This window comes from Bacillus cereus group sp. N8 (assembly GCF_016483685.1).
GTDB lineage: Bacteria > Bacillota > Bacilli > Bacillales > Bacillaceae_G > Bacillus_A > Bacillus_A proteolyticus.
Window position 1 is genome coordinate 79,913 of the sequence record NZ_JAEHBK010000016.1, and the last position, 24,626, is coordinate 104,538.

Sequence of the window (24,626 nt, forward strand, 5' to 3'; positions counted from 1 at the left end):
AGGTAGAGTAGAGAAATTTAGGGGGTCTGAACATGTTTCAAGTACAAAAAGAATTAGCAAGCCATGAAGCGGTGATTGTTGCCTTATTTGAAGAAGAACAAACGAGTAGTTTTGTACAAGAACTGGACAAAGCGTTTGAAGGACAATTACAAGTTTTATTAGAAGAGAGAGAACTGTCTACTAAGAAGAAAGCTATTTCAAAAGTCCATAGTTTAGGGAAAACAAATGTGAAACGTTATTATTTCGTTGGTTTAGGAAAGAAAGAATCTTATACGACGGAAACATTACGTGCGGCTCTTGGCAAGGCGTTTAAAACACTGCAGGCAGCAAAAGTACAAGATGCAGCAATCTTACTTGATTCTTTCGTAACAGAGAAGTTAGACGCGATTGATGTTGCCCATATTGCAGCAGAGGTACAAGGTCTTGGTACATATGAATTACAAACGTATAAATCAGATAAAAAGGAACGTGTAGAGCTAGAGAAGTTCACGGCTATTACAGCAGAAGATGCACAAGAAATTGAAGCTGCATTAACAGTAGGATACGTACATGGACGTGCAACAAATTCAGCTCGTACACTTGTAAATATGCCGCCAAACGTATTAACAGCGACAAAACTTGCTGAGTATGCGGTTGAATTAGCGGAAAAATACGATATGGACTATAAAGTTCTTGAGAAAGAAGAAATGGAAGACCTTGGTATGGGAGCGCTACTTGCAGTAAACCAAGGTAGTACAGAGCCACCAAAAATGATCGCTCTTATTTATAAAGGAAAAGAAGAGTGGACAGATGTAATTGGATTCGTTGGAAAAGGGATTACATACGATACAGGCGGCTACTCTTTAAAACCACGTGAAGGCATGGTTGGTATGAAAGGTGATATGGGCGGTGCAGCAGCTGTTCTTGGTGCGATGGAAATTATTGGTGAACTTCGCCCAGAGCAAAATGTTATCGCTGTAATTCCATCAACGGATAACGTTGTAAGTGGTACTGCATTCAAGCCAGATGATGTGATTACATCTATGAGCGGAAAAACAATCGAAGTATTAAATACAGATGCAGAAGGTCGTCTAGCGTTAGCTGACGGTATTACGTATGCGAAGAAGCTTGGTGCAAATTACTTAGTTGATGTTGCAACATTAACAGGTGGTGTAATTGTTGCACTTGGAAATCATACAACAGGCGCGATGACAAATAATGAAGAGTTGTTTGAACAAGTATTAGAAGCATCAATGGAAACGGATGAGCCAATTTGGCAATTACCGATTTTCGAGCGCGATAAAGAACGTGTCAAAAACAGTAAATTTGCTGATTTAAATAACTCACCAGGCCGCGAAGGACATGCGGTTATGGCTGGGACATTCCTAGGTGAATTCGCTGAAGACACACCATGGGTACACTTAGATATCGCTGGAACATCTGAAACAACAGGAGCGCATGATTTAGGCCCATCTGGAGCAACAGGTGCAATGGTTCGTACACTTGCAACACTTGTTGAACGTTTTGGAGAAGAATAATTTTTGAAAAAGGCTGTCTCAAATTTTTTTGAGGCAGCCCTTTATTATTGACATGGTACGATTATTGTCAATTTTTTTCGGTAAGTCGATATCATTCATTTATTATTGTACTGTTCAAAAAAAGTGTTACATAGTGAAAGATTCGCCTTATAAAGAAATCGTATATAACGTACCATTTAAAGCGAATGAAGTACGACCTGTTTCTTCAGAGACAACTAATATAAGTGCATCACTTTTTTCTGATAAGCCAATTGCTGCCCTGTGACGTGTTCCTAGCTCAGGATCAATATCTGCACTTTTCGTTAACGGAAGAATATTAGCAGCTGAGACAATATGATTATTTTTCACGAGAATGGCTCCATCATGAAGAGGGTTACCTGGATAAAAAATTGATTCAAGTAACGGTGCAGTTAAATGAGCATTTAATGTTGTACCAGTTTGAATGAAAGATTCGAGTGTCTCGTTTCGCTCTACAACGATTAGGGCACCGTGCTTTCGGGCGCTTAAATGTTGGACAGCTCTTGTGATAAACTGTGAGCTTTCCGTATAAGGTGATAAATAAGCCTGAATATAGTATGTAGCTGCCAATGTTTGTACATTTGCTAACATATGATGAATATCTTCCATTTTGCATAAAATACATTCATCTTCTTTATCAATTGCCTGTCTCATAATTGATAATTCTTTTTCAGCAATTTCAATCATTTGTTTTGTTTGTATTTTGAGCTCTTCTGACAAGCCCCATTCTTGCATAATCCTCATTCCCTTTGGTGGAGTATTTAACCATAGTGTACACAAAAATTTATAGTAAAATCCTGCTAGATTTTAAAAAATATTGAGATGCAGGTTGTTTTTTTCATATAATGAAGGTATGACAGGCGAGAGGAGATGGAAGTATGAATTGGAAACAAGAATTTAGTCGCTGGCTTTCATATGCAGAATTAGACGCAGAATTAAAAGAACAGCTAGAAAACATGAAGCAAGATGAGAAGAAAATCGAGGATAGCTTTTATAAAAATCTAGAGTTCGGCACAGGTGGTATGCGTGGTGAACTTGGTGCTGGTACGAACCGTTTAAATGTATATACAGTTCGTAAAGCAACAAAAGGACTAGCTATGTTTATTGAAAAATTAGGTGAAGAAGCGAAAAAACGCGGTGTAGTTGTCGCGTATGATTCTCGTCATAAATCACCTGAATTCGCAATGGAAGTAGCTGCTACGCTGGGTGCACACGGTATTACAACATATGTGTTTGAAAGCTTACGTCCAACACCAGTGCTTTCTTTCGCAGTTCGTCATTTACATACAGCAAGTGGAATCGTTCTTACGGCAAGCCATAATCCGCCCGAATATAACGGTTATAAAGTATATGGTGAAGATGGTGGCCAGTTGCCTCCAAAGGAAGCTGATGAGTTAATTAGCTACGTAAATGCAGTAGAAAATGAATTAACAGTTGAAGTTGCTGATGTTGAGCAATTAAAAGCTGACGGTTTATTACATATAATTGGACAAGAAGTAGATGATGCATATGCGGCAGAATTGAACAATGTCATTATTAATAAAGAGATGGTGAAAGAAGTAGGAAAAGATTTAAAAATCGTCTTTACACCATTACATGGAACATCAAACATTTCGGTACGCCGTGGTTTAGAAGAAGTTGGATTTACAGATGTAACAGTTGTAAAAGAGCAAGAGTTACCAGATCCAAACTTCTCTACAGTAAAATCACCAAACCCAGAAGAGCATGCAGCGTTTGAGTATGCAATTCGCGACGGTGAAAAAGTAGGCGCAGACGTGTTAATCGCAACAGATCCTGATGCAGACCGTCTAGGTGTAGCAGTTCGCAATCACGATGGTGAGTTCCAAGTGTTAACTGGTAACCAAACAGGTGCGTTAATGCTTGATTACTTATTATCACAAAAGAAAGAAAACGGAACGCTTCCAGAAAACGGTGTTGTTTTAAAAACAATCGTAACGTCTGAAATTGGCCGTACAATCGCAAAAGCATACGGTTTAGATACAGTTGATACGTTAACTGGATTTAAATTTATCGGTGAGAAAATTAAACAGTATGAAGAAAGCGGACAATATGAATTCCAATTCGGTTATGAGGAAAGCTACGGTTATTTAATCCGTCCATTCTGCCGTGATAAAGATGCGGTGCAATCTGTTCTATTTGCATGTGAAGTAGCTGCGTACTACAAATCACAAGGTAAAACGTTATATGATGGTCTATTAGAAGTATTTAAGAAGTATGGGTTCTTCCGTGAGGACCTTGTATCGTTAACGTTAAAAGGAAAAGACGGTGCCGAACAGATTCAAAAGATGATGGCAACATTCCGCGGGAATCCTCCGAAAGAAGTAGCTGGTTTAACAGTCGTTGCAGTTGAGGATTATAAGGAAAGTATCATTACAACGTTACAAGATGGAAATAAGGAAGAGATTCACTTACCGAAATCAAATGTGTTAAAATATCAATTAGAAGATGGTTCTTGGTTCTGCTTACGTCCATCTGGAACAGAGCCAAAAATTAAATTCTACTTTGGTGTACAAGATGATTCCTTACAAAATAGTGAACAAAAGTTACTTACTATTAAAGAAGATATTATGAATCGTTTATAATAGAATAGAGTGCTACTGATAGGAAAAGGGGAGAACGGAGAACGGCCTCCTCTTTTCTTGTAGTTTTGTTTGATGTAGAGGATTATTATGAGCTAATGTTATAAATTTGCACCTTACTAAGAGAATTAGAATGAAAAGCGAGGGTATTTGTCATGAAAAAAGTGAGAAAAGCAATTATCCCGGCAGCGGGATTAGGAACACGCTTTTTACCAGCAACGAAAGCAATGCCAAAAGAAATGCTTCCAATTGTAGATAAACCAACAATTCAATACATCGTAGAAGAAGCAGTAAAATCAGGCATCGAAGATATTATTATCGTTACTGGTAAAGGAAAGCGCTCTATCGAAGATCATTTTGATAACGCATTTGAATTAGAGCAAAACTTATTAGAGAAGAAAAAGTATGAGTTACTTGAAAAAGTACAAGCTTCTTCTAAAATGGTAGATATCCATTACATTCGTCAAAAAGAACCAAAAGGATTAGGACATGCTGTTTGGTGCGCGCGTAAATTCATTGGTGATGAGCCGTTTGCAGTATTATTAGGCGATGATATCGTTCAAGCTGAAAAACCATGTTTACGTCAATTAATGGACGAGTATGACAAAACACTTTCTTCTGTTATTGGTGTACAAACTGTTCCTGAAGCAGAAACACATCGCTACGGAATTATTGATCCGTTAGAGCAAGAGGGACGTCGTTATCAAGTTCGTAATTTCGTTGAAAAACCAGCGCAAGGTACTGCGCCTTCAAACTTAGCGATTATGGGACGTTACATTTTAACTCCTGAAATCTTTATGTTCTTGGAACAGCAACAAGTTGGAGCAGGTGGCGAAATTCAGTTAACGGATGCAATTCAAAGCTTAAATGAAATTCAACGTGTATTTGCATATGATTTCGAAGGAAAGCGTTATGACGTTGGTGAAAAATTAGGATTTGTTCAAACAACAATTGAAATGGCGTTGCAACACGAAGAATTACGTGATGATATGATAGTAATGATGAAGAAAATTTTAGACGAGCAAATGAAGCAAGAGTCTTAACATAATAAAAAAGGAGCTGTTCCTATAGGAACAGCTCCTTTTTTATTATGAAATCGTCGAATGAGAATGCTGATAAGCCGAGCGACGTACAGCATAGTATATGCGAGGTGCGATAATAGCGCCGATAATTGTAAATGTAATATCTTTTACTGCGAACCACATCATAATCATCCAAGCAGCTTTATAGCTCATATTACCACCCATGAAAATATTGACTGCTCCGTACATGTAAGTAGTACCGATAATATACGTTAAAATGATTCCGGCGAAAGAAGCAATTGCAAAGGTGCTGAATGTTGGGCGTTCTTTTTGTTCTACTATTTTTCCTGATACGTAAGCAACGATAATAAATGCGATAATAAAACCACCAGTAGGATCTAAAAGTGCTCCAAATCCAGCTTTGAAGTTAGCGAAGATTGGCGCACCTGCTACTCCAACAAGCATGTAAACAGTCATTGATAATGCGCCAAGTCTACTTCCAAGAAGAAGCCCTGCTAAAATTGCGAAAAATGGTTGCATAGATAATGGAACGCCCGCTATTTGTAAGAATGGTGCCCAAGATACAATATTTGCACCAATAGCCATAAGAGCGACGAACATGGCAGCTAATGCTAAATCTAAAACATGAAATCTTCTCATAATGTTAACCTCCTGTTGTTTTTATGTTAACATTATCGTAGCGAAAATATTTACTTGTTGTCAATCAAAATATTTTGATAAGAAGGCTTTAAATAGTCTCTTAGCAACGTATATGGAATACGAAATTGCGGGATTCCGCTTGAATAAGGAGCAATTTCATATAATGGAAAATAAATAACGAGATTATCGGGCTCTAAAAAGTAGTGAAACTTTTTCGCGCTCGTTACTTTTTCGACTGCATCAGGAAAATAAATGCTTTCATTTTGTTTAATTTGCCCTACAATCTCTGTGCGAATTATTTCTTTATATTTATCCTCTTGTTGGAATAGGTCGTCTAAGTGTAATAATTTTCTCTCATTCAAATCAAATGTATGTGCCTTCCACGTATAAAGACCGTGTGCTCCGCCTGTATATTGATAGTAATTCACATATAGACTTAGGAAAGGTAGTTTGTTTAAAGCTACTTTATAGTCAACATTTGCAACGTATGGATGGAAAGGTGTACTAGACCCTTCTGTTTCTTTATAATATTTCTTCGCTTCTTTTTCTAATTTACTTTTAAATTTGGCAGTAGAGTTTTTGTAATAGGAATTCAGCTTATTTTGAAATTTCGAGTCAGAAAAGTTGTGAAAGGAAGGCCTATTAATTTGATATTCTATATAAGGTTTCTTACCTTTTTGCGTTACAGTCTGAACATCGATTGTCAGGTTAGATGCTTTGGCTGCTAGTGCACAATTTGGTACAATAGTGAGCAAGGAGAACATAAGCAGTAGTATACAAAATTTCTGTTTCATTTAGGTGAAACCTCCTTATATAAGTGTTATAGGTAGTTTGAAAGTAAATAGGTAAAAATATACATTTAATTAAAAGTGAGGAAAAGGGGGAAACGATATGTCAAAAACTTTAATGGATTCACTTGGAATTGAGTTGTTAGAGATGACAGAAGATAAGGTGGTTGCTACGATGCCTGTTGATGAGCGCACGCACCAGCCATTTGGATTTTTACACGGTGGTGCATCTGTTGCATTAGCAGAAACGGTAGCAAGTGTTGGATCATATAATTTAATTGATCAAGAGAAATGTATTTGCTTCGGTCTAGAGATTAATGCAAATCATATTCGCTCAAAGAAAGATGGAATCGTAACAGCAATCGGGACACCGATACATAGAGGAAATTCAACGATGGTTTGGGATATTCGTATCATTGATGAAAATGATGATTTAATATGTATTTCAAGATGTACAGTAGCAATTAAAGAAAAGCGTGAAAAATAGAAAAGAGGCTGCTCATTAGAGCAGCCTCTTTTTTATAATTAGAACTGGATTTTCTTTTCTAAGAAACCTTTTAGTTCGCTAATTGGCATACGAACTTGTTCCATTGTGTCACGGTCACGTACTGTAACAGCTTTGTCTTCAACAGAGTCGAAGTCGTATGTGATACAGAATGGTGTACCGATTTCGTCTTGACGACGGTAACGTTTACCGATAGAACCAGTTTCATCAAAGTCTACCATGAAGTCTTTAGCTAGTTCTGCGAATACTTCAGTAGCACCTTCAGATAGCTTTTTAGATAATGGTAAGATTGCTGCTTTGTATGGTGCTAAAGCAGGGTGGAAACGAAGAACTGTACGAGAATCGTTTTCTAATTGCTCTTCTTCATATGCATCACATAAGAACGCTAATGTTACGCGGTCTGCGCCTAAAGATGGCTCGATGCAGTATGGTACGTAACGCTCGTTCGTTTGTGGATCGATATAGTTAAAGTCTTCGTTAGAGTGTTCCATGTGACGTTTTAAGTCGAAGTCTGTACGAGATGCAACGCCCCATAGTTCGCCCCAACCGAATGGGAATTTGAATTCAATGTCAGTTGTTGCGTTACTGTAGTGAGATAACTCTTCTTCACCGTGGTCACGAAGGCGCATGCTCTCTTCATGCATACCAAGTGAAAGTAACCAGTTTTTACAAGTTTCACGCCAGAATGCGAACCACTCTAAATCTTCACCAGGCTTACAGAAGAATTCAAGTTCCATTTGTTCGAATTCACGTGTACGGAATGTGAAGTTACCAGGCGTGATTTCGTTACGGAAACTCTTACCAATTTGGCCAATACCAAATGGAAGTTTTTTACGCATAGAGCGTTGTACGTTTTTGAAGTTTACGAAAATACCTTGTGCTGTTTCAGGACGAAGGAAGATTTCGTTTGTGCTAGACTCTGTAACACCTTGGAATGTTTTGAACATTAAGTTGAACTGACGGATTTCAGTGAACTCTTCACTGCCGCAATCAGGACATTTTACTTCATGTTCTTTCATTAAATCAGCCATTTGTTCGAAAGTAAGACCATCAACAACCATTTCGATGCCTTTTGCATCTAATGCATCTTCAATTAATTTGTCAGCACGGTGACGAGCTTTACACTTTTTACAGTCGATCATTGGATCGTTGAAGTTACCAACGTGACCAGAAGCGATCCAAGTTTTAGGGTTCATTAAAATAGCAGCGTCTAAACCAACGTTGTGTGGAGATTCTTGAATGAATTTTTTCCACCAAGCTTTTTTAACGTTATTTTTTAATTCGATTCCAAGTGGACCGTAATCCCAAGTGTTTGCAAGACCACCGTAAATTTCAGAACCAGGGAAAACGAAACCGCGATGTTTCGCTAAGTTTACAACTTGTTCCATTGAGTACATAATAAAATCCTCCTTTTGAAAGTTAACGTATTGGCGATGACGTGATGGGTACTTGTGAAACGAGCAGTATATGCTTTGAAAAACATAAAAAAACGCTCATCCCAAGGCTTAATTGCCTAGGGACGAGCGTTTGCCCGCGGTTCCACCCTAGTTGATACACAAAAGGTGCATCCACTTTATCACGTATTGCTCGAGACTGCCGTTTCCTTGCGGCTTCAGGCTTTCACTACCCCTGAATCGCTTTTTGTGCAAGTACTTATAAGTCCGTCATCGCTACTTATATTAATAATAATGAACATATTCTAACACGTTCTTTTTTAAATCTCAATAGAGGAACGCGTCTATCTATGATAGAGTCTCGCCTATTTTTTCGTTATTTATTCCGTAGTTTTGTTTAATATGTTTAATTGCTTCGCGTTTACTAAGCGAGGCAAGCTCGTTAGTTTGAACGTATTCCCAAACGACATCTGGCTTTGTTTTTGCGTATTCACGAAGGACCCAGCCGATTGCTTTTTGAATGAAAAATTCTTTTGAGGTGTGGAGTTGTCCGATAATCCAGAAAAGAAGTTCTTCGTCCATTTTTTGTTTGTATTTTAGCTGGAATAAAATTGCAGCGCGTTGTAACCATATGTTGTCTGATGCAATCCATTTTGGAATATAGGCAGAAATTAATTCTGGATGTTTTAAAAAGATACCACCTAAAAAGGTAGGGACGATGCTATCAACAGAATCCCACCAAGATTTTGTGACAATAAGTTCTTCTAGAAATGGGATATGAGTTTCGTTTATATGCTTTTTATATTTTTGCATGATATCGAGTGCAGCAGCTTGAAATTCTCGTTCTGGTAAGTCCCAAAGCTCACGTACGATAATTTGGAAGTCTTTTTTATCTGGGAGAGTATGTATTTGAATAACGTCTTTCAATAATTGCCTTCTTTCAGGTGTTTGAATACCGAGAAACGGGAAGTGATTTTTCATATAACGTGCCATTGGTTCTGCTTTTTCTGGGTTTTGATTTGCTGTGAAGTGCTCTTGTAATGCTTTTACAAATGGATGCATAAGTACGTTCTCCTCTCTTATTATCTTTCTTATTTTATTATACAGAGAGTTTGGGTGAATTTTAAAACATAACTTGCAATGTAATGAAATATGTTGAGAGTAGAGAGGAGAGGATAAGATGGAAGATCAAAGCGTACTAGCAGGTTTCTTTGCTCTTAGTTTTGCGTTTATTGTTGTTATATTAATTTGGGCAATTATTTCGTATTTGTTAACGGCTTTTGCACTTTATACGATGGCGAAAAATGATGGTGCAACTGATGGTGTTCTTGCTTTTATTCCTTTTTTAAATAGTAAAACGTGGGGGGACTTGGCAAAAGACAAATTACCAGATTTCTTAAAAGAAGAAGCAGGGTGGAAAGTATTCGGTATATATGTCGCATGTTTTATTTTTAATTTCGTACCAATTATAAGTTTACTAGCAACAGCTGTATCGATTGTGTTGTCCATTTATCTCATCTACGCTATTTTAGACAGATACGGAACGAACTCTATATTATTTACAATTATTCATACAATCACGTTTTCGGTTTTCTTGCCGATTCATTTGTTCATTATTCGGAATGAGCCGGTGAGATATAACGAGTAGATATATGTGGGGAGCTGTTCCAAAGGTTTTTTGGAACGGCTCTTTGTCGCTCTTTGTCAGTAAATCGATATTTCGTTTAAAATCGTTGATATATTGTAAGTTGTGATAGATATATTCGAAGAATCGTTAATATAATCTCATTTACCAAGAGAAAAAGGGCTGCCACATGGACAGCCCTTTTTCTACTACATAAGATAGCGTAAATAAATATAAATATGAGAAATGATTAATGAAACGATCATAATCGGGAAGCCGACTTTAAGGAATTCCATGTAGCTAAATTTATGTCCTTCACGACTTGCGATTCCGGCTACGATTACGTTAGCAGAAGCGCCGATTAATGTTCCGTTTCCACCTAGGCAAGCACCTAATGCTAATGCCCACCATAGTACGTCGATTTGTGCGTCAGAAGGTGATAAACCTAGCCCAACTGCCATATCGTTAATAAGTGGGATCATTGTTGCAACGAATGGAATGTTATCGATTGTTGCAGAGGCGATACCAGATACCCATAGAATAAGGATAGAGGCTTGAGAAATATCTCCGCCTGTTATTCCGATTACTTTTTGAGCTAACGTTTTGATAAGACCGATATCGATAAGTCCTCCAACGAGTACGAATAGTCCCGCGAAGAAGAAAATTGTTACCCATTCTACGCTAGCGAATACTTCTTCAATTTCATGTTCTTTCACACCGATTAACATAAGGACAGTAGCGCCAGTTAAGGCGATGATAGCTGCATCAATATGGAAAATAGAATGAGTCATGAAACCTACAATTGTAAGTCCAAGTACTGTTAAAGATTTTTTCATTAATACTGGGTCTTTAATGTATTGTTTTTCATCTAAGCTCATTAATTTCTTAATTTGTACAGGATCAGCAATTAATTGTTTACGGTACATGAAGTAAAGCATTGTTGCTGTTACTGCAATGATAATAATTACGATTGGTGCTAAGTTTAGTAAGAAAGCATTGAAATCTAAATGCTTATTTGCAGAACCAATCATAATATTCGGTGGGTCACCAATTAATGTTGCTGTTCCTCCGATATTTGAAAAAATAATTTCAGAAAGTAAATACGGAACAGGATTTACTTGCAAGATGCGCGTAATAGATAAAGTAACTGGAACAACAAGAAGTACTGTTGTAACGTTATCTAAAAATGCGGAGCCAAGCGCGGTAAGTAAGGAAAGTGAAATTAAAATTTTAATTGGATTTCCTTGTGCTCCTTTTGCGGCTTTAATGGCAACGTATTGGAAGACACCTGACTTACTTGTAATGTTTACCAGTATCATCATACCGATGAGTAACGTAATAGTTCCCCATTCAATATGTTTCGTAAAGGCATTGTGTAAGTCAACGACCCCTGCAATCACCATGAATGCTGCACCAAGAAGTGCGATGACAGCGCGGTTAATTTTTTCAGAAATAATAATGGCATATGTAATTAAAAAGACTGCGATAGCGAAATAATACTGCCAGTTTGCGAGCTCTTGCGTTGTTTCGTGCAAAACTCTCATCTCCTTTCATTCACTTTTCTTAGTGTGTCAAAAAATTAACTAGATGAAACACACATAACGTCATTATAAAGTAGAAAAATGGCGGATGTAAATGAAAGGGTTTATTTTGTCATATTTTCTGCATAGGTCATTTTTTCTTATTTTTAAAAATATTTGTGGGCATTTGACATATATATAAGATACATCCAATCTGAATATTTCAAATGGAATCAGCATTCGAGCTTGTTCGTGTAAGAGTGTCAAATAGAAAGGAATGACAAAGATGATAAGGAAGGGATCGTATGGATGAACAACGATTTTTGTTTTTAGACTTTGAGTTTACGATGCCCCAGCATAGAAAAAAGCCAAAAGGTTTTTTCCCGGAAATTATTGAGGTAGGACTCGTTTCAGTTGTTGGTTGTAAGGTGGAAGATACGTATGCATCACATGTCAGGCCAAAAACATTTCCGTCTTTAACGGATCGATGTAAAAAATTTTTAGGAATTAAACAGGAAGTAGTGGACAAAGGAATTTCTTTTCATGAACTTGTTGAGAAACTTGCAGAATATGAAAAGAGGTGTAAACCGACAATTGTAACGTGGGGAAATATGGATATGAAAGTCTTAAAGCATAACTGTGAAATGGCGGGCTTAGAATTTCCATTCTTTGGACAGTGTCGTGATTTATCGCTTGAGTATAAGAAGTTTTTTGGAGAGAGAAATCAAACAGGACTATGGAAAGCAATTGAGGCGTATGGAAAAGCAGGAACAGGAAAGCATCATTGTGCGCTTGATGATGCGATGACGACATATAATATTTTTAAGTTAGTAGAAAAAGATAAAGAGTATTTAGTCAAACCAGCACCTCCGACATTAGGAGAACTTGTTGATTTTTCGAAAGTGTTAAAGAAGGTGAGTACACAGTAACGACCAAATTGCACAACATGTAATTTGGTCGTTTTGTTTTTTAAAGCTTGTAATCTTGCTTCAATTGCTGAAGTGTTTCTAGACTACGCCCCGCAAAAGGTGAATCATCTTCAGAAAATGAATTCATTTGTGTTTCTAATGCTAATTTTAGTGACTCTGTATAATCCGGAATTTCTCCTTCATATTTCTTCACCATTTGCTCTGGAATGTTCGTCTGTTCACGAAAAGCTAAAGCGCGTCTTTCATGGAAGAATGGTACGTCAGCTTGTTTTACATTATGTAAATCACCTTGCACCGGATGCTTTAAAACAGCTAATACTTTTACGACGTAACTGCCAGGACGGCTATTTGTAATTTCGCCTATGTATTTTCCCGTTTTATAAATACCCGTAACGATTTCACCAATTTCAAATGTTTCTCTCATATTTTTCACCTCAAGTTTATAGTAAGGAAAGTGCGCGAAGGAGTCAAAGAAATCATTCGCTTAAGGAATGTCCTTGAGAATGTGAAGGGGTTCAACTATAATTTAAAGTGATATAACAGAAAATTCCGATGATTTTTAAATCCTATAATAAGGAGTGTTTCATATGATGCCTTTATATTTTCCGGAAGATAAAACAGAATATATTATTCCAGGGATTGTTTGCGTTCTATTTATCGTCGGTGCGGTTGTTACGTGGCGTATGTTTATTCGTGTATCAAAACGAGAAGCAGAGCGATTGCAGAAAGTAGAAGAAAAGCTTTTAGCTGAAAAGAAACAGTAATTCATTTTTGTATGTTTCCCTCTATGCTCGGACAATCTAAAGGCAGAAAGTATTTTGGAGGGAATAGAATGAAAAAACGGCTTTTTTTCAGTTTTTGTTTATTATTTCTAATGGCGGGTTGTGACCAAGGGAAGCCGAAAGAAATTGATGTGAAATTACATAATGCTTCAGGTGATGAAGTTGGGACTGCAAAAGTAGCTCAGCAAACAAGTGGAGTGAAAATTACGATCAAAGCGGAAGGGTTTACACCAGGGCCACACGGGCTACATGTACACGAAATCGGAGAGTGTAAAGCGCCTAGTTTCGAATCATCTGGGAATCATTTTAATCCAGATAATAAAAAACATGGGCTTCTCAATCCAAAAGGTGCGGAAAATGGTGATTTACCGAATGTAGTGGCGGATGGTTCCGGGAAGATTAAAGCAGAAATCGATGCGCCGCATATAACGCTTGAAGAAGGAAAAACGACGATTCATAGAAAAGATGGGGCGTCTATTATTATTACAGAAAACGCTGATGATGGCATGACACAACCAGTAGGAAAATCTGGTGACCGAATTGCTTGTGGTGTTATTGTTAAAAAAGCGTCGGATATGAAGAAAAAGTAGAAGCTACCGTGAAAGGTAGCTTTTGTTGTTATGAGAATGTATGGTGTAGTCTGTTTAAAATTTCTTCTAAAACAGATCTTGGGCAGCCGATGTTAATTCGGATATGGGTTTCCCCGCCTGTCCCGTATTTCTCACCAGGTTCAACGATGATTTTACCTTTGTCTTCAAGTAATGCTGTTCGTTCATCTTGAGAAAGGTTCAAGCGGGAACAATCAATCCACAGTAAAAAACTGCCTTCTGGTTTAATTACAGAAAGAGCTGGTATGTGATTTTGAATATACTCACAAGCAAATTGAGCATTATCTTCAACGTACAATCGAATTTCATTTAGCCAATCATTACATTCTGTATACGCGCTTTGCATTGCTGTATAAGCAAATGTATTTAATCCGTGGAATCCTTGTCTATGTTGGATAGACATAAAGGCATTACGGAGATTTTCATTCGGAATAATAATGATTGATGCTTGTAATCCAGCGATATTAAATGTTTTGCTCGGAGCCATACAAGTAATAGTGCATGCTGCTAATTCTTCAGATAAAGAAGCAAACGGTGTATGAGTATGGCCTTTATAAATAATATCGGCGTGAATTTCATCGGCGACAACGGTTACATTATATTGCGTACATAACGAACCGAGTTTTGTTAGTTCATCTTTCGTCCAAACACGTCCAATAGGATTGTGAGGGCTACAAAGAAGCATTAGTTTTACACCTTGTTTAAATTGAGTTTCTAGATGTTCGAAGTCTATCTTATATGTGCCATTTTGTTTAAATAAGGGACTCTCACATAATTGTCTATTATTTGTTTTGACCATTTCAAAAAATGGTGGATAAATAGGAGGTTGTACGAGTACAGATTCTCCTTCTTGCGTTAATGCTTGTATGCTCGTACTAAGAGCTGGAACGATGCCTGCACTAAATACAATCCACTCTTTTTTTATATCCCAATTGTATTGGCTTTTTGTCCAATCGCAAATAATATCCCCAATATTTTCTGGAGGAATTGTATAGCCGAAAATAGGATGTTCTATACGCTGTCGTAATGCAGTTTGAATTGGTTTTGGTACTTCAAAATCCATATCTGCAATCCAGGCATGGAGAAGTTCCTCGTTTTTATATGTATCCCATTTTGTACTGTGTGTACCACGCCGATTTACCGTTTTATGAAATAGTTGCATATGTTTGCCCCCTTCTTCTGTAAAACCGTTAAAGTTATGAAAGTTCTCTCTCTTCTTATAGAATAGCTGATGTGATAGGATAAAGAAAAGTATTAAAAAGTGAAAAGGCGGGAAGCGAATGGGTACATATGAAAAGATGATAGAGTTTGTGAAGAATTGGGATCCGTTTCAAATGGGGCCGGAGTTTTATGAAACAGAAGCGAGCGATGTTGTGAACGTCGTAAGTGTGTTTGACGATCCAAAATACATCGCCAAAAAGATTCAACATATATACTTTATGTCTTTTGAGGAAGTACCAGCGCTTGAAAAATGTGAGAAGTTAGCTGTGGAATTACTTGTAATAAAAGAAGGCGGAAGTTGTTCATTGTAGGCTGTCGGAATTTACGACAGCCTTTTTGTTTATTTTAGTTCGTTCGGATTGATTAAAGTTGCGCTTCACAGTGCGGAAAACGTCATGATTTCTTCATAAACATGCTCGGGCTTTTCTTCTGGTAGTAAGTGCCCTGTATTTTCGTAAGAGATAAATGTTGAATTAGGTAAATCTTTATGGAGACGGTGTCCTACATGTACAGGGACGACGCGATCTTTTTCACCCCAAATGAGTAATACTGGTGTTTCGATTTTTTGTAATTCAGTTGAAGATAGGTCACCTTCACGGTCTCTTATCATTCGAGTTAGGGCAGGGAATATACGATCATCATAAAAAGGGGCGGAGTAACCTTCTTTCATTTCATCGTCAATTAATGAGTGATCATGAACGACATTCATTAAGTTGTGAACAATACCGCGCCGTATAATCCAGTTCTTTACGTATAAATGAAAGAACGGTAAATAAGAAGAATACATTAAAGGTAAGTTTGCGCGTGCTAAATAGCTAGAGCTACATAGTAAAATCGTCTTTGAGATTAGTTCAGGACGTATACGGTTTACATAGAGAGAAATTTGCCCACCCATAGAATGACCAACTAATACAATATTTGAGAGAGATAAATGTTCAATTAAATCGATAATAATCGTTGCTAAATTGTGATAAGAATACTTAAAGAGATGAGATTTATCACTTTTTCCGAATGGTGGTAAATCAAGGGCGATTACTGTACCTTCCTTTGTTAGTAAAGGAATGAGTCGTCGATAGCTAAATGAGGAAGATAGGAAGCCGTGAACGAGTACGAAAGTAGGTCGCTCTTTTTTATTATTATGTTCATACAATTCGTAATGAATAGTAGTGCCGCGAGTGGAAAAAGTGAAGTAAGGGCATTTGCATTCATGGTTCATTTTTTTTCACTCCATTGATTTTTGTTCATATCATCTCCAAGGGCGAAAAAAATATGTTAACAAAAAAAGGCAAGATGACATCGTCATCTTGCCTTTCGTTTATTTATAATTACCCACGAACAATATTTGGTGGTGTTTTTCCTTGTAATCCTGCCACTAAATTTTCAGCAGCTGTCATTGCCATTTGCTGCCGAGTTTTTAATGTTGCAGATCCGATGTGCGGTAAAGTTACAACGTTTTGTAATGATAAGAGCGGATTATCTTTTTGAACCGGCTCTTGTGTAAAGGTATCAATGCCTGCTGCAAATATTTTCTTTTCTGTTAAGGCATGAATTAATGCAGCTTCATCTACTGTTTTCCCGCGAGAAGCATTAATGAAAATTGCTGTTTCCTTCATTAGTGAAAATTCCTTTTCACCGATAAGATGATACGTTTCATCTGTTAATGGAGTAAGAAGAATAATAAAATCAGATTGCTTGATTAGAGTTTGTAAATCACAATATGTAGCATCAAATTTTTGCTCAGCTTCTTCTTTACGGCGACGGTTATAGTAAAGGACATTCATATCAAATCCGAATTTCGCTCGTTTTGCGACAGCTTCTCCAATTCGTCCCATTCCGATAATACCGATCGTACTATGATGTACATCTAGTCCGAAGTGTTCTTTTCCGATTTCAGCGTTCCATTCACCATTTTTTACATAGGAATTGAGTTCGCAAACACGGCGACCAGCAGATAACATAAGAGCGAAAACGAGATCTGCTACTGTATCATCTAATACATATGGTGTATTCGTTCCGATGACATTTCGCTTTTCCATCGCTGTTAAATCAAAATTATCGTAGCCAACAGAAATGTTACTCACCACTTTTAAGTTAGGAGCTACATCTAACAATTCGTCATTAATAGCAGATCCGAAATTTAATAACCCATCTTTATCTTTTATTTTTTCCAATAGAACATCACGAGGTACTTTCTCGTTTTGATCCCATTTTTCAAAATCACAGTGTTTTGATAAATAGTTTTCTACAAATGTTGGAACTGGTTCGGCAATATATACTTTTGGTTTCACGGTTCCATCCCCTTTCCTCTTTATCCCGATTGGTACAGCTAATAATCAGTGGGGATGAACAAAACCCCCGCTGATTAAAGTTTCACTTTATTTTGACATAATTCTCTAAAAAAAGCTTCTTTCCAAACATGAAAAAGTATTTGTATAATTTAGACACAAACTAAAAGGAAGGATGATTTATATGGTGACAGAGAAAGAATTAGAGTTATTAGCTTGTCTTGAAAAGAATAGTCGTTTATCTGTAGATACATTAGCGAAGCTGTTAAATATAGAAGTAGAAGAAGTGAAGAAGATTGTTGCAAAATTAGAAAGTGAAAAGATTATTGTGGACTATGTAACACATATTGATTGGACAAAAGTGAAAGAACATACTGGTTTAACAGCGATGATTGATGTGAAAGTTACGCCAAAGCACGGCGTGGGGTTTGATGCGGTTGCTGAACAAATTTATCGTTATTCAGAAGTGAAATCAGTGTATTTAATGTCAGGGACATATGATCTTTCTATTACATTAGAAGGGAAGACAATGGGAGAAGTAGCGATGTTTGTTTCTGAGAAATTAGCAACGATTGAATCTGTCGTTTCTACGACAACACATTTCATTTTGAAGAAGTATAAACATGAAGGAATTATTTATGAAAAAAACGATGATGATAAGCGAATTGTGGTGACACCATGAAGCAATTTAAACTATCTAGAGCGGCAGAATCTTTACAACCATCTGGTATTCGAAAGTTTTTCGATTTAGCAGCAAATATGAAAGGTGTTATTTCTCTTGGGGTAGGAGAGCCAGACTTTGTTACACCTTGGAATGTAAGGCAAGCATGTATTCGTTCTTTAGAACAAGGATATACGTCATATACAGCAAATGCAGGATTATTGGAGCTCCGCCGAGAAATAGCAAAGTATCTAAAAAAACAATTTGCAGTATCTTATGATCCAAACGATGAAATCATCGTTACGGTTGGAGCAAGCCAGGCGTTAGATGTAGCGATGCGCGCCATTATAAATCCTGATGATGAAGTGCTCATTATTGAACCAAGCTTCGTTTCTTATGCACCGCTTGTATCATTGGCTGGAGGAGTTCCAGTTCCTGTAGTGACTACTTTAGAAAACGAGTTTAAAGTACAACCAGAAAAAATTGAAGCGGCTATTACAGCGAAAACAAAGGCAATATTACTTTGCTCCCCCAATAATCCAACAGGTGCAACGTTAAACAAATCCGAATTAGAAAAGCTGGCAGTTATTGTTGAGAAGTATAATTTAATCGTGTTATCTGATGAAATTTATGCAGAGCTTGTATATGACGAAGTGTATACAAGCTTCGCGAGCATTCAAAACATGCGTGAACATACGATATTAATTTCAGGATTTTCAAAAGGATTTGCGATGACAGGATGGCGCCTCGGGATGATTGCAGCCCCTGTTCAATTTTCAGAATTAATACTCAAAATCCATCAATATTCAATGATGTGTGCACCAACGATGTCTCAATTTGCTGCACTTGAAGCATTGCGCGGGGGAAATGATGAAGTAATTCGAATGAGAGATAGCTATAAAAAACGTCGTAACTTTATGGCGACATCTTTCAATGAAATGGGCTTAACATGTCATGTACCAGGTGGGGCATTTTATGTTTTCCCTTCTATAGCATCAACCGGACTATCTTCAGCAGAATTTGCAGAACAATTATTATTAGAAGAACAAGTGGCTGTTGTTCCTGGAAGTGTGTTTGGTGAGAGTGGTGAAGGATTTATTCGCTGCTCATATGCAACATCGCTTGAACAGCTTATGGAAGCGATGAAGAGAATGGAACGGTTCATAGAGAATAAAAAAAGGACAAAACATAATACGTTTTGTCCATAAAAGGGGGGGAATACTAGAAAGCCATGTGTTAGTATTCTATCCCAATATTGGAGAATTATACGTATTGCAGGAAATTTTTTCGTGAATTTTGAATGAGTTCTATCATAGTGGTATAATTTACTAATATAAGGTGTGAGTATCCTCGGTATTTTATTTAAGGTACTTATTCACCAATCGGATATTTAATAATAAGTACATCTGTTTTGCAATCTACATTTGTAGAGAAAATGGTAAACGTATGGGAGTGTTTCATATGTCAGAACAATATACAACAGGAGTGGTTGTAACAGGGAAAGTGACTGGAATTCAAGATTACGGTGCATTTGTAGCGTTAGATGCAGAAACACAAGGACTTGTGCATATATCTGAAATTACAAATGGATATGTAAAGGATATTCATGACTTTTTGAAAGTCGGCGATACAGTAGAAGTAAAAGTACTTTCGATTGATGAAGAGCACAGAAAAATGAGTTTATCGTTAAAAGCGGCGAAAAGAAAACAAGGAAGGATTCTTATACCGAATCCATCTAAGGACGGATTTAATACGTTGCGAGAAAAGCTGACAGAATGGATTGAAGAGTCCGAGTTAACAAAGTAAAAGAGGAACGCATATGAGCGTTCCTCTTTTACTTTATCTTATGATATATATTTGCAAATATGATTGCATGCAATCATATTCGTATGTCGGAGGTGAAGAGGACATACTGGTTATCGAATTTCGTTTGTTTCTGGGTGTGTACCAAGATTTTCAGATGGTTTAAAGAGTAAACCAAGATTGATAAGCCCAGATATACCAACGATGCCGTAAATAATACGTGCGAGAGCTGAGTTTTGTCCGCCGAAAATGGCTGCTACTAAGTCAAACTGGAAGAACCCGATTAGTCCCCAGTTTACTGCACCAATTACAGTAAAGACTAATGCGATACGTTGCAATGTACTCATGAAAAAGCCCCCCTTAATTGTGAAGCATGAGCAAGCGCTGAGTTAATCAACTCTTTTATAGAATGGTGCAGTTATGTTGTTTTTATACATAAAAAATGTGTGAAAAAAGGATGTATATACATCTATACCGAAAAATGCGAATTTTTATGCAAAAAATGAACTTTTTCTAAAAAATATATATTGGTTACGTTTACACTGGTTGAATCGCTTGATTTACAACTTCAGTTTCGCTAAAGTGAATACAGAAATACATATCCATAATTGGAGGGAAAAAGATGAGTACACATGTAACGTTCGACTATTCTAAAGCGTTATCCTTCATCGGTGAACATGAAATCACTTATTTACGTGATGCAGTGAAAGTAACACATCATGCAATCCACGAAAAAACTGGGGCTGGGAACGATTTCCTTGGTTGGGTAGAGCTTCCGCTTCAATATGACAAAGAAGAATTTGCTCGCATTCAAAAATGCGCAGAAAAAATTAAAAATGACTCTGACATTTTACTTGTTGTAGGTATCGGTGGTTCTTACCTGGGAGCACGCGCAGCAATCGAAATGTTAAACCATTCTTTCTACAACACGCTTTCTAAAGAACAACGTAAAACTCCACAAGTGCTATTTGTTGGACAAAACATTAGCTCCACTTACATGAAAGATTTAATGGATGTATTAGAGGGTAAAGACTTCTCTATTAACGTTATTTCTAAATCAGGTACAACAACAGAGCCGGCACTCGCATTCCGTATTTTCCGTAAGTTATTAGAAGAGAAGTATGGAAAAGAAGAAGCTCGCAAACGTATTTATGCAACTACAGATAAAGCGCGTGGTGCATTAAAAACATTAGCTGATAACGAAGGCTACGAAACATTCGTAATTCCAGATGATGTTGGAGGACGTTTCTCTGTATTAACGCCAGTTGGTTTATTACCAATCGCAGTAAGTGGCTTAAATATTGAAGAGATGATGAAAGGTGCAGCTGCTGGTCATGACGACTTCGGGACATCAGAACTAGAAGAAAACCCAGCTTACCAATACGCAGTAGTTCGTAACGCTTTATACAATAAAGGAAAAACAATTGAAATGCTTGTTAACTATGAGCCAGCACTTCAATACTTCTCTGAATGGTGGAAACAGTTATTTGGTGAAAGTGAAGGAAAAGATCAAAAAGGTATTTTCCCATCTTCAGCAAACTTCTCAACTGACTTACACTCATTAGGTCAATACATTCAAGAAGGTCGTCGTGACTTATTTGAAACAGTTCTTAAAGTAGGTAAATCTACACATGAACTAAAAATCGAATCAGAAGACAACGATTTAGATGGATTAAACTACCTTGCTGGTGAAACTGTAGACTTCGTAAACACAAAAGCATACGAAGGTACATTACTTGCACATAGCGATGGCGGAGTACCAAACTTAATCGTAAATATTCCTGAATTAAATGAGTACACATTCGGTTACCTTGTATACTTCTTCGAAAAAGCATGTGCGATGAGCGGCTACTTATTAGGCGTAAATCCATTTGACCAACCAGGAGTAGAAGCATACAAGAAAAACATGTTTGCTTTACTTGGTAAACCAGGATTTGAAGAATTAAAAGCAGAATTAGAAGAGCGTTTAAAATAATAAAAAGCGACCGGGTTTCCGGTCGCTTTTTATTATTTTACTGAAATGTCCATCGGTATATTCAAACTAGAATGGGTATGCTAAAGGAAAAGTCTAGGAGGGATGGGCTTGATTCCGATTCAATCAAATTTAGAAGGACATACATATGCGTTATATAAGTTAGAAGAGGTTATGAAACCACTTGGATATAGTATAGGTGGTAATTGGGATTATAATAAAGGATGCTTCGATTACAAAATCGATGAAGAAGATGGGTATCAATTTTTACGAGTGCCGTTTACAGCGGTAGATGGTGAACTAGATGTACCTGGTGTAGTAGTCCGTCTTGAAACGCCGTATATTCTTTCGCACGTATATCAAGACGAACTAGATGATAATGTAAACACTTTAACCGCAGGAACGAGTGGGATGGATCAATTTGCTGAACCGAAAGATCCAGATGGAAATGTAAAAAGAAAGTATATTAATATTGGGAAAGTGCTCATGCAGGAACTAGAGAAACATTTTATTAATGGTGAATAACAATGAGTATATCGCCTCCGATAAGAATGAAGGAATGGACTGGATTAATCATATATTGATCGTCACGCTTTATACCTAGTAAGAGAATGTTTTGTTTTAAAAGAGTGTAGCTACAATTTGCAAAGGATTGTCCAGTGCAGGATGGGGGAAGCTCCATCAGTTGTAATTTGTTATCAGAGATTTCATCGTAAAGTGAGAAGAATACACCTGAAATGGAAGGGAATAAAAGAGATGCGGTAAATACATAGCTCGTTAATTTATTTCCTTCTATAATTTCTGAGGCGCCAGCTCTCATTGCATTTTGGATTTGTTCAGTAGTAAGAAGTTCAGCGATGCAGTAAATGTTTTGATTCAGTCCTGTTGCAGTTAAAATATTTAAAATGGACTCTGTGTCCGCTAAGCTTTCGTTTTTTTCTTTATCGGCTGTTATTAATATAGTGTGAGCGGTTGTAATATTAGCTTTTAATAAAGTTTGGTCGTGATGTGGACAACCTTTTATAAACTCTAAATGATGAAATGGCTTTGGGAGTAAAGAAAGTGTTTCATCAATTAAAACGATATCAAGGTTTGGTTGTAATATGTGCATTTGTTTTACTACATGTTTTGCACGCTCATTCCAGCCGACGATAATCATATGACCGTTAGCTGTTGCAGCTTCTTCTCCTTTTATTTTCATATATTGTTTATTAATCATGTCGGTAGCGAATAGAACCATATAATAAGAACAAAATCCAGTTCCTAATAAAATAATGCCTATACCAATCAGCTTGCCTATTGTTGTATGGGGGGCAAAATCTCCGTATCCAACTGTGAAAATAGTAACAATTGACCACCAAATTCCGTCAAACCACGTGGTGAAGTGTGCTGGCTCTAATTTATGTATAAGAAATCCAGAAAAAGCAGTAAGTACAATAATAAAACAAATTAAACGAAAAATAATGGAATCACGAAATGTATCTACTAAATTTGGACGGGATTTCAATTTCCTATTCCTCCTTACTTTGCAGGACTACATTCATTGTTACCATTATAGAAAAAAGAAAAACTCTCTAATTAAAAAGAGAGTTTTTTCATATTACATACTTTCAACTTCAGTTTGTTGAACACTTTCAAGATGCTGAAGAGCATAATAAACATCAGCAGTATGTCTTTTTTGATCGATAGATAATTTAAGGTGTAAATAGTGAGCGCCATTTTCTAATGTTTTGAGCTTCATATTCTTAACTTTTATATCCATTTCTTTTATCTCTTCAATTACAACGGGGATATTGTCCATCTCGCGCACAACGAGTTTCACTGCGATATCACGTTGACGAAATGATCTAGGGCCTATAAATTTCATCGTTAATGGTATAAGTTCTACACTTATCATAAGGAAACACATTCCGAAAGTAGCCTCGATATAGAAACCAGCTCCAACGGCAATACCAATACCAGAAGCACCCCAAATCATAGCTGCAGTTGTTAGTCCTGCAATACTATCATTTCCTCTTCGTAAAATAACGCCGGCACCTAAAAAACCGATTCCTGATACAATTTGAGCGGCGAGTCGAAGCGGATCCATATTCATATGATCGGTATGAGGTAAGTTGTAAGCTGCTTTAATAGAAACAATTGTCAGGAGGCAACTAATTATAGAAATAACTAAACAGGTTTTTAAACCGAGTGGTTTCCGTTTTAATTCACGCTCTAAACCGATGGCGAATCCTAAAATAGCTGAGAGACCTAGTTTGAGTAATAAATCGGCGTAGTCCATATATATTCCTCCTTGTATGATATAGGGATAAAACATTTATATAGAAAGAAACGTTTTGGGATAGAGTAACTTTATATAGAATATATGTAGGAATTACTTATACATGAAAGAGATATTTCGTTTAAGTATATGATATTAAAAAAGAAATGTGGGTGGTTTTTAAAAAAGTTTATAAAAGGTGTTGCATTTCATTTTTCGCCATGATATATTAATAACCGTCGCTGATGCGGAAACGCAGAAAACGACAAAAAAGAAATTGAAAAACTTAGTTGACATCGAAAAACGAAGATGTTAACATAAGGAAGTCGCAAATGAGCGACCAAGTAGTTCTTTGAAAACTGAACGAAACAAACAACGTGAACGTCAATTTTTATTTTTAGATGCTAGACAAACTAACTTTATTGGAGAGTTTGATCCTGGCTCAGGATGAACGCTG

The 24,626-nt window shown here is 36.9% G+C and carries 27 protein-coding genes; 14 read left to right on the plus strand and 13 right to left on the minus strand.

The window, feature by feature from the left end; genetic code table 11:
* Positions 1-32: 32 nt before the first annotated feature.
* Entirely contained in the window at positions 33-1,517 is a 1,485-nt protein-coding gene (gene pepA / locus JDS80_RS21035; RefSeq protein ID WP_199639902.1) for a cytosol aminopeptidase, read from the plus strand.
* 147 nt (positions 1,518-1,664) lie between these two features.
* On the opposite strand, the gene cdaS is transcribed toward pepA, so the two are convergent.
* Positions 1,665-2,270: a sporulation-specific diadenylate cyclase CdaS gene (gene cdaS, locus JDS80_RS21040; RefSeq protein WP_199639903.1), complete on the minus strand. Its 606-nt coding sequence runs from the start codon at positions 2,268-2,270 to the stop codon at positions 1,665-1,667.
* Between the two features lie 143 nt (positions 2,271-2,413).
* Between cdaS and JDS80_RS21045 the strand changes: the two genes are divergently transcribed.
* Positions 2,414-4,138, plus strand: coding sequence for a phospho-sugar mutase (locus JDS80_RS21045; protein ID WP_098888339.1), 1,725 nt, complete (start codon positions 2,414-2,416; stop codon positions 4,136-4,138).
* 152 nt (positions 4,139-4,290) lie between these two features.
* Positions 4,291-5,178 carry a UTP--glucose-1-phosphate uridylyltransferase GalU gene (galU, locus tag JDS80_RS21050; protein ID WP_071743948.1) on the plus strand — a complete coding sequence of 296 codons (888 nt, stop codon included), beginning with the start codon at positions 4,291-4,293 and terminating at the stop codon, positions 5,176-5,178.
* Between the two features lie 45 nt (positions 5,179-5,223).
* Here galU and JDS80_RS21055 read toward each other — a convergent pair whose 3' ends face one another.
* Positions 5,224-5,817, minus strand: a complete 594-nt coding sequence (locus JDS80_RS21055; protein ID WP_071770894.1) for a biotin transporter BioY — start codon at positions 5,815-5,817, stop codon at positions 5,224-5,226.
* A gap of 50 nt (positions 5,818-5,867) precedes the next feature.
* A complete protein-coding gene (locus tag JDS80_RS21060; RefSeq protein WP_199639904.1) occupies positions 5,868-6,611 on the minus strand; it encodes a DUF3298 and DUF4163 domain-containing protein in 744 nt (247 codons plus the stop codon).
* 97 nt (positions 6,612-6,708) lie between these two features.
* Here JDS80_RS21060 and JDS80_RS21065 point away from each other — a divergent pair, with 97 nt between their 5' ends.
* Entirely contained in the window at positions 6,709-7,092 is a 384-nt protein-coding gene (locus JDS80_RS21065) for a hotdog fold thioesterase (protein ID WP_071743951.1), read from the plus strand.
* Between the two features lie 38 nt (positions 7,093-7,130).
* Here the strand turns inward: JDS80_RS21065 and JDS80_RS21070 are convergent, their stop codons facing one another.
* Complete coding sequence (locus tag JDS80_RS21070; RefSeq protein WP_199639905.1) at positions 7,131-8,507, minus strand: glycine--tRNA ligase; 1,377 nt, start codon at positions 8,505-8,507, stop codon at positions 7,131-7,133.
* Positions 8,508-8,852: 345 nt separating this feature from the next.
* Entirely contained in the window at positions 8,853-9,566 is a 714-nt protein-coding gene (locus JDS80_RS21075) for a DNA alkylation repair protein (RefSeq protein ID WP_071743953.1), read from the minus strand.
* A gap of 118 nt (positions 9,567-9,684) precedes the next feature.
* Between JDS80_RS21075 and JDS80_RS21080 the strand changes: the two genes are divergently transcribed.
* Positions 9,685-10,152: a hypothetical protein gene (locus JDS80_RS21080; protein WP_000390113.1), complete on the plus strand. Its 468-nt coding sequence runs from the start codon at positions 9,685-9,687 to the stop codon at positions 10,150-10,152.
* A 185-nt stretch (positions 10,153-10,337) separates the two neighbouring features.
* Here JDS80_RS21080 and JDS80_RS21085 read toward each other — a convergent pair whose 3' ends face one another.
* Positions 10,338-11,663: an ArsB/NhaD family transporter gene (locus JDS80_RS21085; RefSeq protein ID WP_128856443.1), complete on the minus strand. Its 1,326-nt coding sequence runs from the start codon at positions 11,661-11,663 to the stop codon at positions 10,338-10,340.
* 290 nt (positions 11,664-11,953) lie between these two features.
* Here JDS80_RS21085 and kapD point away from each other — a divergent pair, with 290 nt between their 5' ends.
* Positions 11,954-12,577, plus strand: coding sequence for a 3'-5' exonuclease KapD (gene kapD, locus JDS80_RS21090; RefSeq protein ID WP_071743955.1), 624 nt, complete (start codon positions 11,954-11,956; stop codon positions 12,575-12,577).
* A gap of 40 nt (positions 12,578-12,617) precedes the next feature.
* On the opposite strand, the gene kapB is transcribed toward kapD, so the two are convergent.
* Entirely contained in the window at positions 12,618-13,001 is a 384-nt protein-coding gene (kapB, locus tag JDS80_RS21095) for a kinase-associated lipoprotein KapB (RefSeq protein WP_001209324.1), read from the minus strand.
* A 163-nt stretch (positions 13,002-13,164) separates the two neighbouring features.
* Here kapB and JDS80_RS21100 point away from each other — a divergent pair, with 163 nt between their 5' ends.
* On the plus strand, positions 13,165-13,341 hold the full coding sequence (locus JDS80_RS21100; RefSeq protein WP_199639906.1) for a hypothetical protein: 177 nt from the start codon (positions 13,165-13,167) through the stop codon (positions 13,339-13,341).
* Between the two features lie 68 nt (positions 13,342-13,409).
* On the plus strand, positions 13,410-13,949 hold the full coding sequence (gene sodC, locus JDS80_RS21105) for a superoxide dismutase [Cu-Zn] (RefSeq protein WP_071770889.1): 540 nt from the start codon (positions 13,410-13,412) through the stop codon (positions 13,947-13,949).
* A 28-nt stretch (positions 13,950-13,977) separates the two neighbouring features.
* On the opposite strand, the gene JDS80_RS21110 is transcribed toward sodC, so the two are convergent.
* Positions 13,978-15,129, minus strand: coding sequence for a MalY/PatB family protein (locus tag JDS80_RS21110; protein WP_199639907.1), 1,152 nt, complete (start codon positions 15,127-15,129; stop codon positions 13,978-13,980).
* Positions 15,130-15,247: 118 nt separating this feature from the next.
* Between JDS80_RS21110 and JDS80_RS21115 the strand changes: the two genes are divergently transcribed.
* Positions 15,248-15,499 carry a YugE family protein gene (locus JDS80_RS21115; protein WP_000537628.1) on the plus strand — a complete coding sequence of 84 codons (252 nt, stop codon included), beginning with the start codon at positions 15,248-15,250 and terminating at the stop codon, positions 15,497-15,499.
* Positions 15,500-15,564: 65 nt separating this feature from the next.
* Here JDS80_RS21115 and JDS80_RS21120 read toward each other — a convergent pair whose 3' ends face one another.
* Positions 15,565-16,404, minus strand: a complete 840-nt coding sequence (locus tag JDS80_RS21120; RefSeq protein WP_001015152.1) for an alpha/beta fold hydrolase — start codon at positions 16,402-16,404, stop codon at positions 15,565-15,567.
* A gap of 109 nt (positions 16,405-16,513) precedes the next feature.
* Positions 16,514-17,506, minus strand: coding sequence for an NAD(P)-dependent oxidoreductase (locus JDS80_RS21125; RefSeq protein ID WP_199639912.1), 993 nt, complete (start codon positions 17,504-17,506; stop codon positions 16,514-16,516).
* A 151-nt stretch (positions 17,507-17,657) separates the two neighbouring features.
* On the opposite strand from JDS80_RS21125, the gene JDS80_RS21130 reads away from it, so the two are divergent.
* The 3 genes from JDS80_RS21130 (at position 17,658) to yugI (ending at position 19,940) form a co-directional block, all read left to right on the plus strand.
* Positions 17,658-18,155: an Lrp/AsnC family transcriptional regulator gene (locus JDS80_RS21130; protein ID WP_000255687.1), complete on the plus strand. Its 498-nt coding sequence runs from the start codon at positions 17,658-17,660 to the stop codon at positions 18,153-18,155.
* Entirely contained in the window at positions 18,152-19,342 is a 1,191-nt protein-coding gene (locus tag JDS80_RS21135; protein ID WP_199639908.1) for an aminotransferase, read from the plus strand. The genes JDS80_RS21130 and JDS80_RS21135 overlap by 4 nt, the downstream gene beginning before the upstream one ends.
* A 253-nt stretch (positions 19,343-19,595) precedes the next feature.
* Positions 19,596-19,940 (plus strand): S1 domain-containing post-transcriptional regulator GSP13, encoded by a 345-nt coding sequence (gene yugI / locus JDS80_RS21140; protein ID WP_000003767.1) that lies wholly within the window; start codon positions 19,596-19,598, stop codon positions 19,938-19,940.
* Positions 19,941-20,050: 110 nt separating this feature from the next.
* On the opposite strand, the gene JDS80_RS21145 is transcribed toward yugI, so the two are convergent.
* On the minus strand, positions 20,051-20,284 hold the full coding sequence (locus JDS80_RS21145) for a DUF378 domain-containing protein (protein ID WP_000105788.1): 234 nt from the start codon (positions 20,282-20,284) through the stop codon (positions 20,051-20,053).
* A gap of 275 nt (positions 20,285-20,559) precedes the next feature.
* Between JDS80_RS21145 and JDS80_RS21150 the strand changes: the two genes are divergently transcribed.
* Both JDS80_RS21150 and JDS80_RS21155 read left to right on the plus strand, forming a co-directional pair.
* Positions 20,560-21,912 (plus strand): glucose-6-phosphate isomerase, encoded by a 1,353-nt coding sequence (locus JDS80_RS21150; protein WP_071743963.1) that lies wholly within the window; start codon positions 20,560-20,562, stop codon positions 21,910-21,912.
* A gap of 108 nt (positions 21,913-22,020) precedes the next feature.
* Positions 22,021-22,434 carry a YugN-like family protein gene (locus tag JDS80_RS21155; RefSeq protein ID WP_199639909.1) on the plus strand — a complete coding sequence of 138 codons (414 nt, stop codon included), beginning with the start codon at positions 22,021-22,023 and terminating at the stop codon, positions 22,432-22,434.
* Here JDS80_RS21155 and JDS80_RS21160 read toward each other — a convergent pair.
* Positions 22,421-23,416 (minus strand): ion channel, encoded by a 996-nt coding sequence (locus tag JDS80_RS21160; RefSeq protein ID WP_199639910.1) that lies wholly within the window; start codon positions 23,414-23,416, stop codon positions 22,421-22,423. The two genes, JDS80_RS21155 and JDS80_RS21160, sit on opposite strands and share 14 nt — an antisense overlap.
* A 93-nt stretch (positions 23,417-23,509) precedes the next feature.
* Positions 23,510-24,190 carry an MgtC/SapB family protein gene (locus JDS80_RS21165; RefSeq protein ID WP_071743966.1) on the minus strand — a complete coding sequence of 227 codons (681 nt, stop codon included), beginning with the start codon at positions 24,188-24,190 and terminating at the stop codon, positions 23,510-23,512.
* Positions 24,191-24,626 lie beyond the last annotated feature (436 nt).

What these genes read in the sequence shown, in the direction of transcription:
- JDS80_RS21055 (WP_071770894.1), bottom strand. Translation starts at nt 5,817, where the DNA reads ATGAGAAGATTTCATGTTTTAGATTTAGCATTAGCTGCCATGTTCGTC.
- JDS80_RS21065 (WP_071743951.1), top strand. Translation starts at nt 6,709, where the DNA reads ATGTCAAAAACTTTAATGGATTCACTTGGAATTGAGTTGTTAGAGATG.
- JDS80_RS21120 (WP_001015152.1), bottom strand. Translation starts at nt 16,404, where the DNA reads ATGAACCATGAATGCAAATGCCCTTACTTCACTTTTTCCACTCGCGGC.
- yugI (WP_000003767.1), top strand. Translation starts at nt 19,596, where the DNA reads ATGTCAGAACAATATACAACAGGAGTGGTTGTAACAGGGAAAGTGACT.
- JDS80_RS21080 (WP_000390113.1), top strand. Translation starts at nt 9,685, where the DNA reads ATGGAAGATCAAAGCGTACTAGCAGGTTTCTTTGCTCTTAGTTTTGCG.
- JDS80_RS21075 (WP_071743953.1), bottom strand. Translation starts at nt 9,566, where the DNA reads ATGCATCCATTTGTAAAAGCATTACAAGAGCACTTCACAGCAAATCAA.
- cdaS (WP_199639903.1), bottom strand. Translation starts at nt 2,270, where the DNA reads ATGCAAGAATGGGGCTTGTCAGAAGAGCTCAAAATACAAACAAAACAA.
- JDS80_RS21070 (WP_199639905.1), bottom strand. Translation starts at nt 8,507, where the DNA reads ATGTACTCAATGGAACAAGTTGTAAACTTAGCGAAACATCGCGGTTTC.
- JDS80_RS21100 (WP_199639906.1), top strand. Translation starts at nt 13,165, where the DNA reads ATGATGCCTTTATATTTTCCGGAAGATAAAACAGAATATATTATTCCA.
- JDS80_RS21130 (WP_000255687.1), top strand. Translation starts at nt 17,658, where the DNA reads ATGGTGACAGAGAAAGAATTAGAGTTATTAGCTTGTCTTGAAAAGAAT.
- JDS80_RS21110 (WP_199639907.1), bottom strand. Translation starts at nt 15,129, where the DNA reads ATGCAACTATTTCATAAAACGGTAAATCGGCGTGGTACACACAGTACA.
- galU (WP_071743948.1), top strand. Translation starts at nt 4,291, where the DNA reads ATGAAAAAAGTGAGAAAAGCAATTATCCCGGCAGCGGGATTAGGAACA.
- JDS80_RS21165 (WP_071743966.1), bottom strand. Translation starts at nt 24,190, where the DNA reads ATGGACTACGCCGATTTATTACTCAAACTAGGTCTCTCAGCTATTTTA.
- kapD (WP_071743955.1), top strand. Translation starts at nt 11,954, where the DNA reads ATGGATGAACAACGATTTTTGTTTTTAGACTTTGAGTTTACGATGCCC.
- JDS80_RS21045 (WP_098888339.1), top strand. Translation starts at nt 2,414, where the DNA reads ATGAATTGGAAACAAGAATTTAGTCGCTGGCTTTCATATGCAGAATTA.
- sodC (WP_071770889.1), top strand. Translation starts at nt 13,410, where the DNA reads ATGAAAAAACGGCTTTTTTTCAGTTTTTGTTTATTATTTCTAATGGCG.
- JDS80_RS21135 (WP_199639908.1), top strand. Translation starts at nt 18,152, where the DNA reads ATGAAGCAATTTAAACTATCTAGAGCGGCAGAATCTTTACAACCATCT.
- JDS80_RS21145 (WP_000105788.1), bottom strand. Translation starts at nt 20,284, where the DNA reads ATGAGTACATTGCAACGTATCGCATTAGTCTTTACTGTAATTGGTGCA.
- kapB (WP_001209324.1), bottom strand. Translation starts at nt 13,001, where the DNA reads ATGAGAGAAACATTTGAAATTGGTGAAATCGTTACGGGTATTTATAAA.
- JDS80_RS21060 (WP_199639904.1), bottom strand. Translation starts at nt 6,611, where the DNA reads ATGAAACAGAAATTTTGTATACTACTGCTTATGTTCTCCTTGCTCACT.
- pepA (WP_199639902.1), top strand. Translation starts at nt 33, where the DNA reads ATGTTTCAAGTACAAAAAGAATTAGCAAGCCATGAAGCGGTGATTGTT.
- JDS80_RS21150 (WP_071743963.1), top strand. Translation starts at nt 20,560, where the DNA reads ATGAGTACACATGTAACGTTCGACTATTCTAAAGCGTTATCCTTCATC.
- JDS80_RS21115 (WP_000537628.1), top strand. Translation starts at nt 15,248, where the DNA reads ATGGGTACATATGAAAAGATGATAGAGTTTGTGAAGAATTGGGATCCG.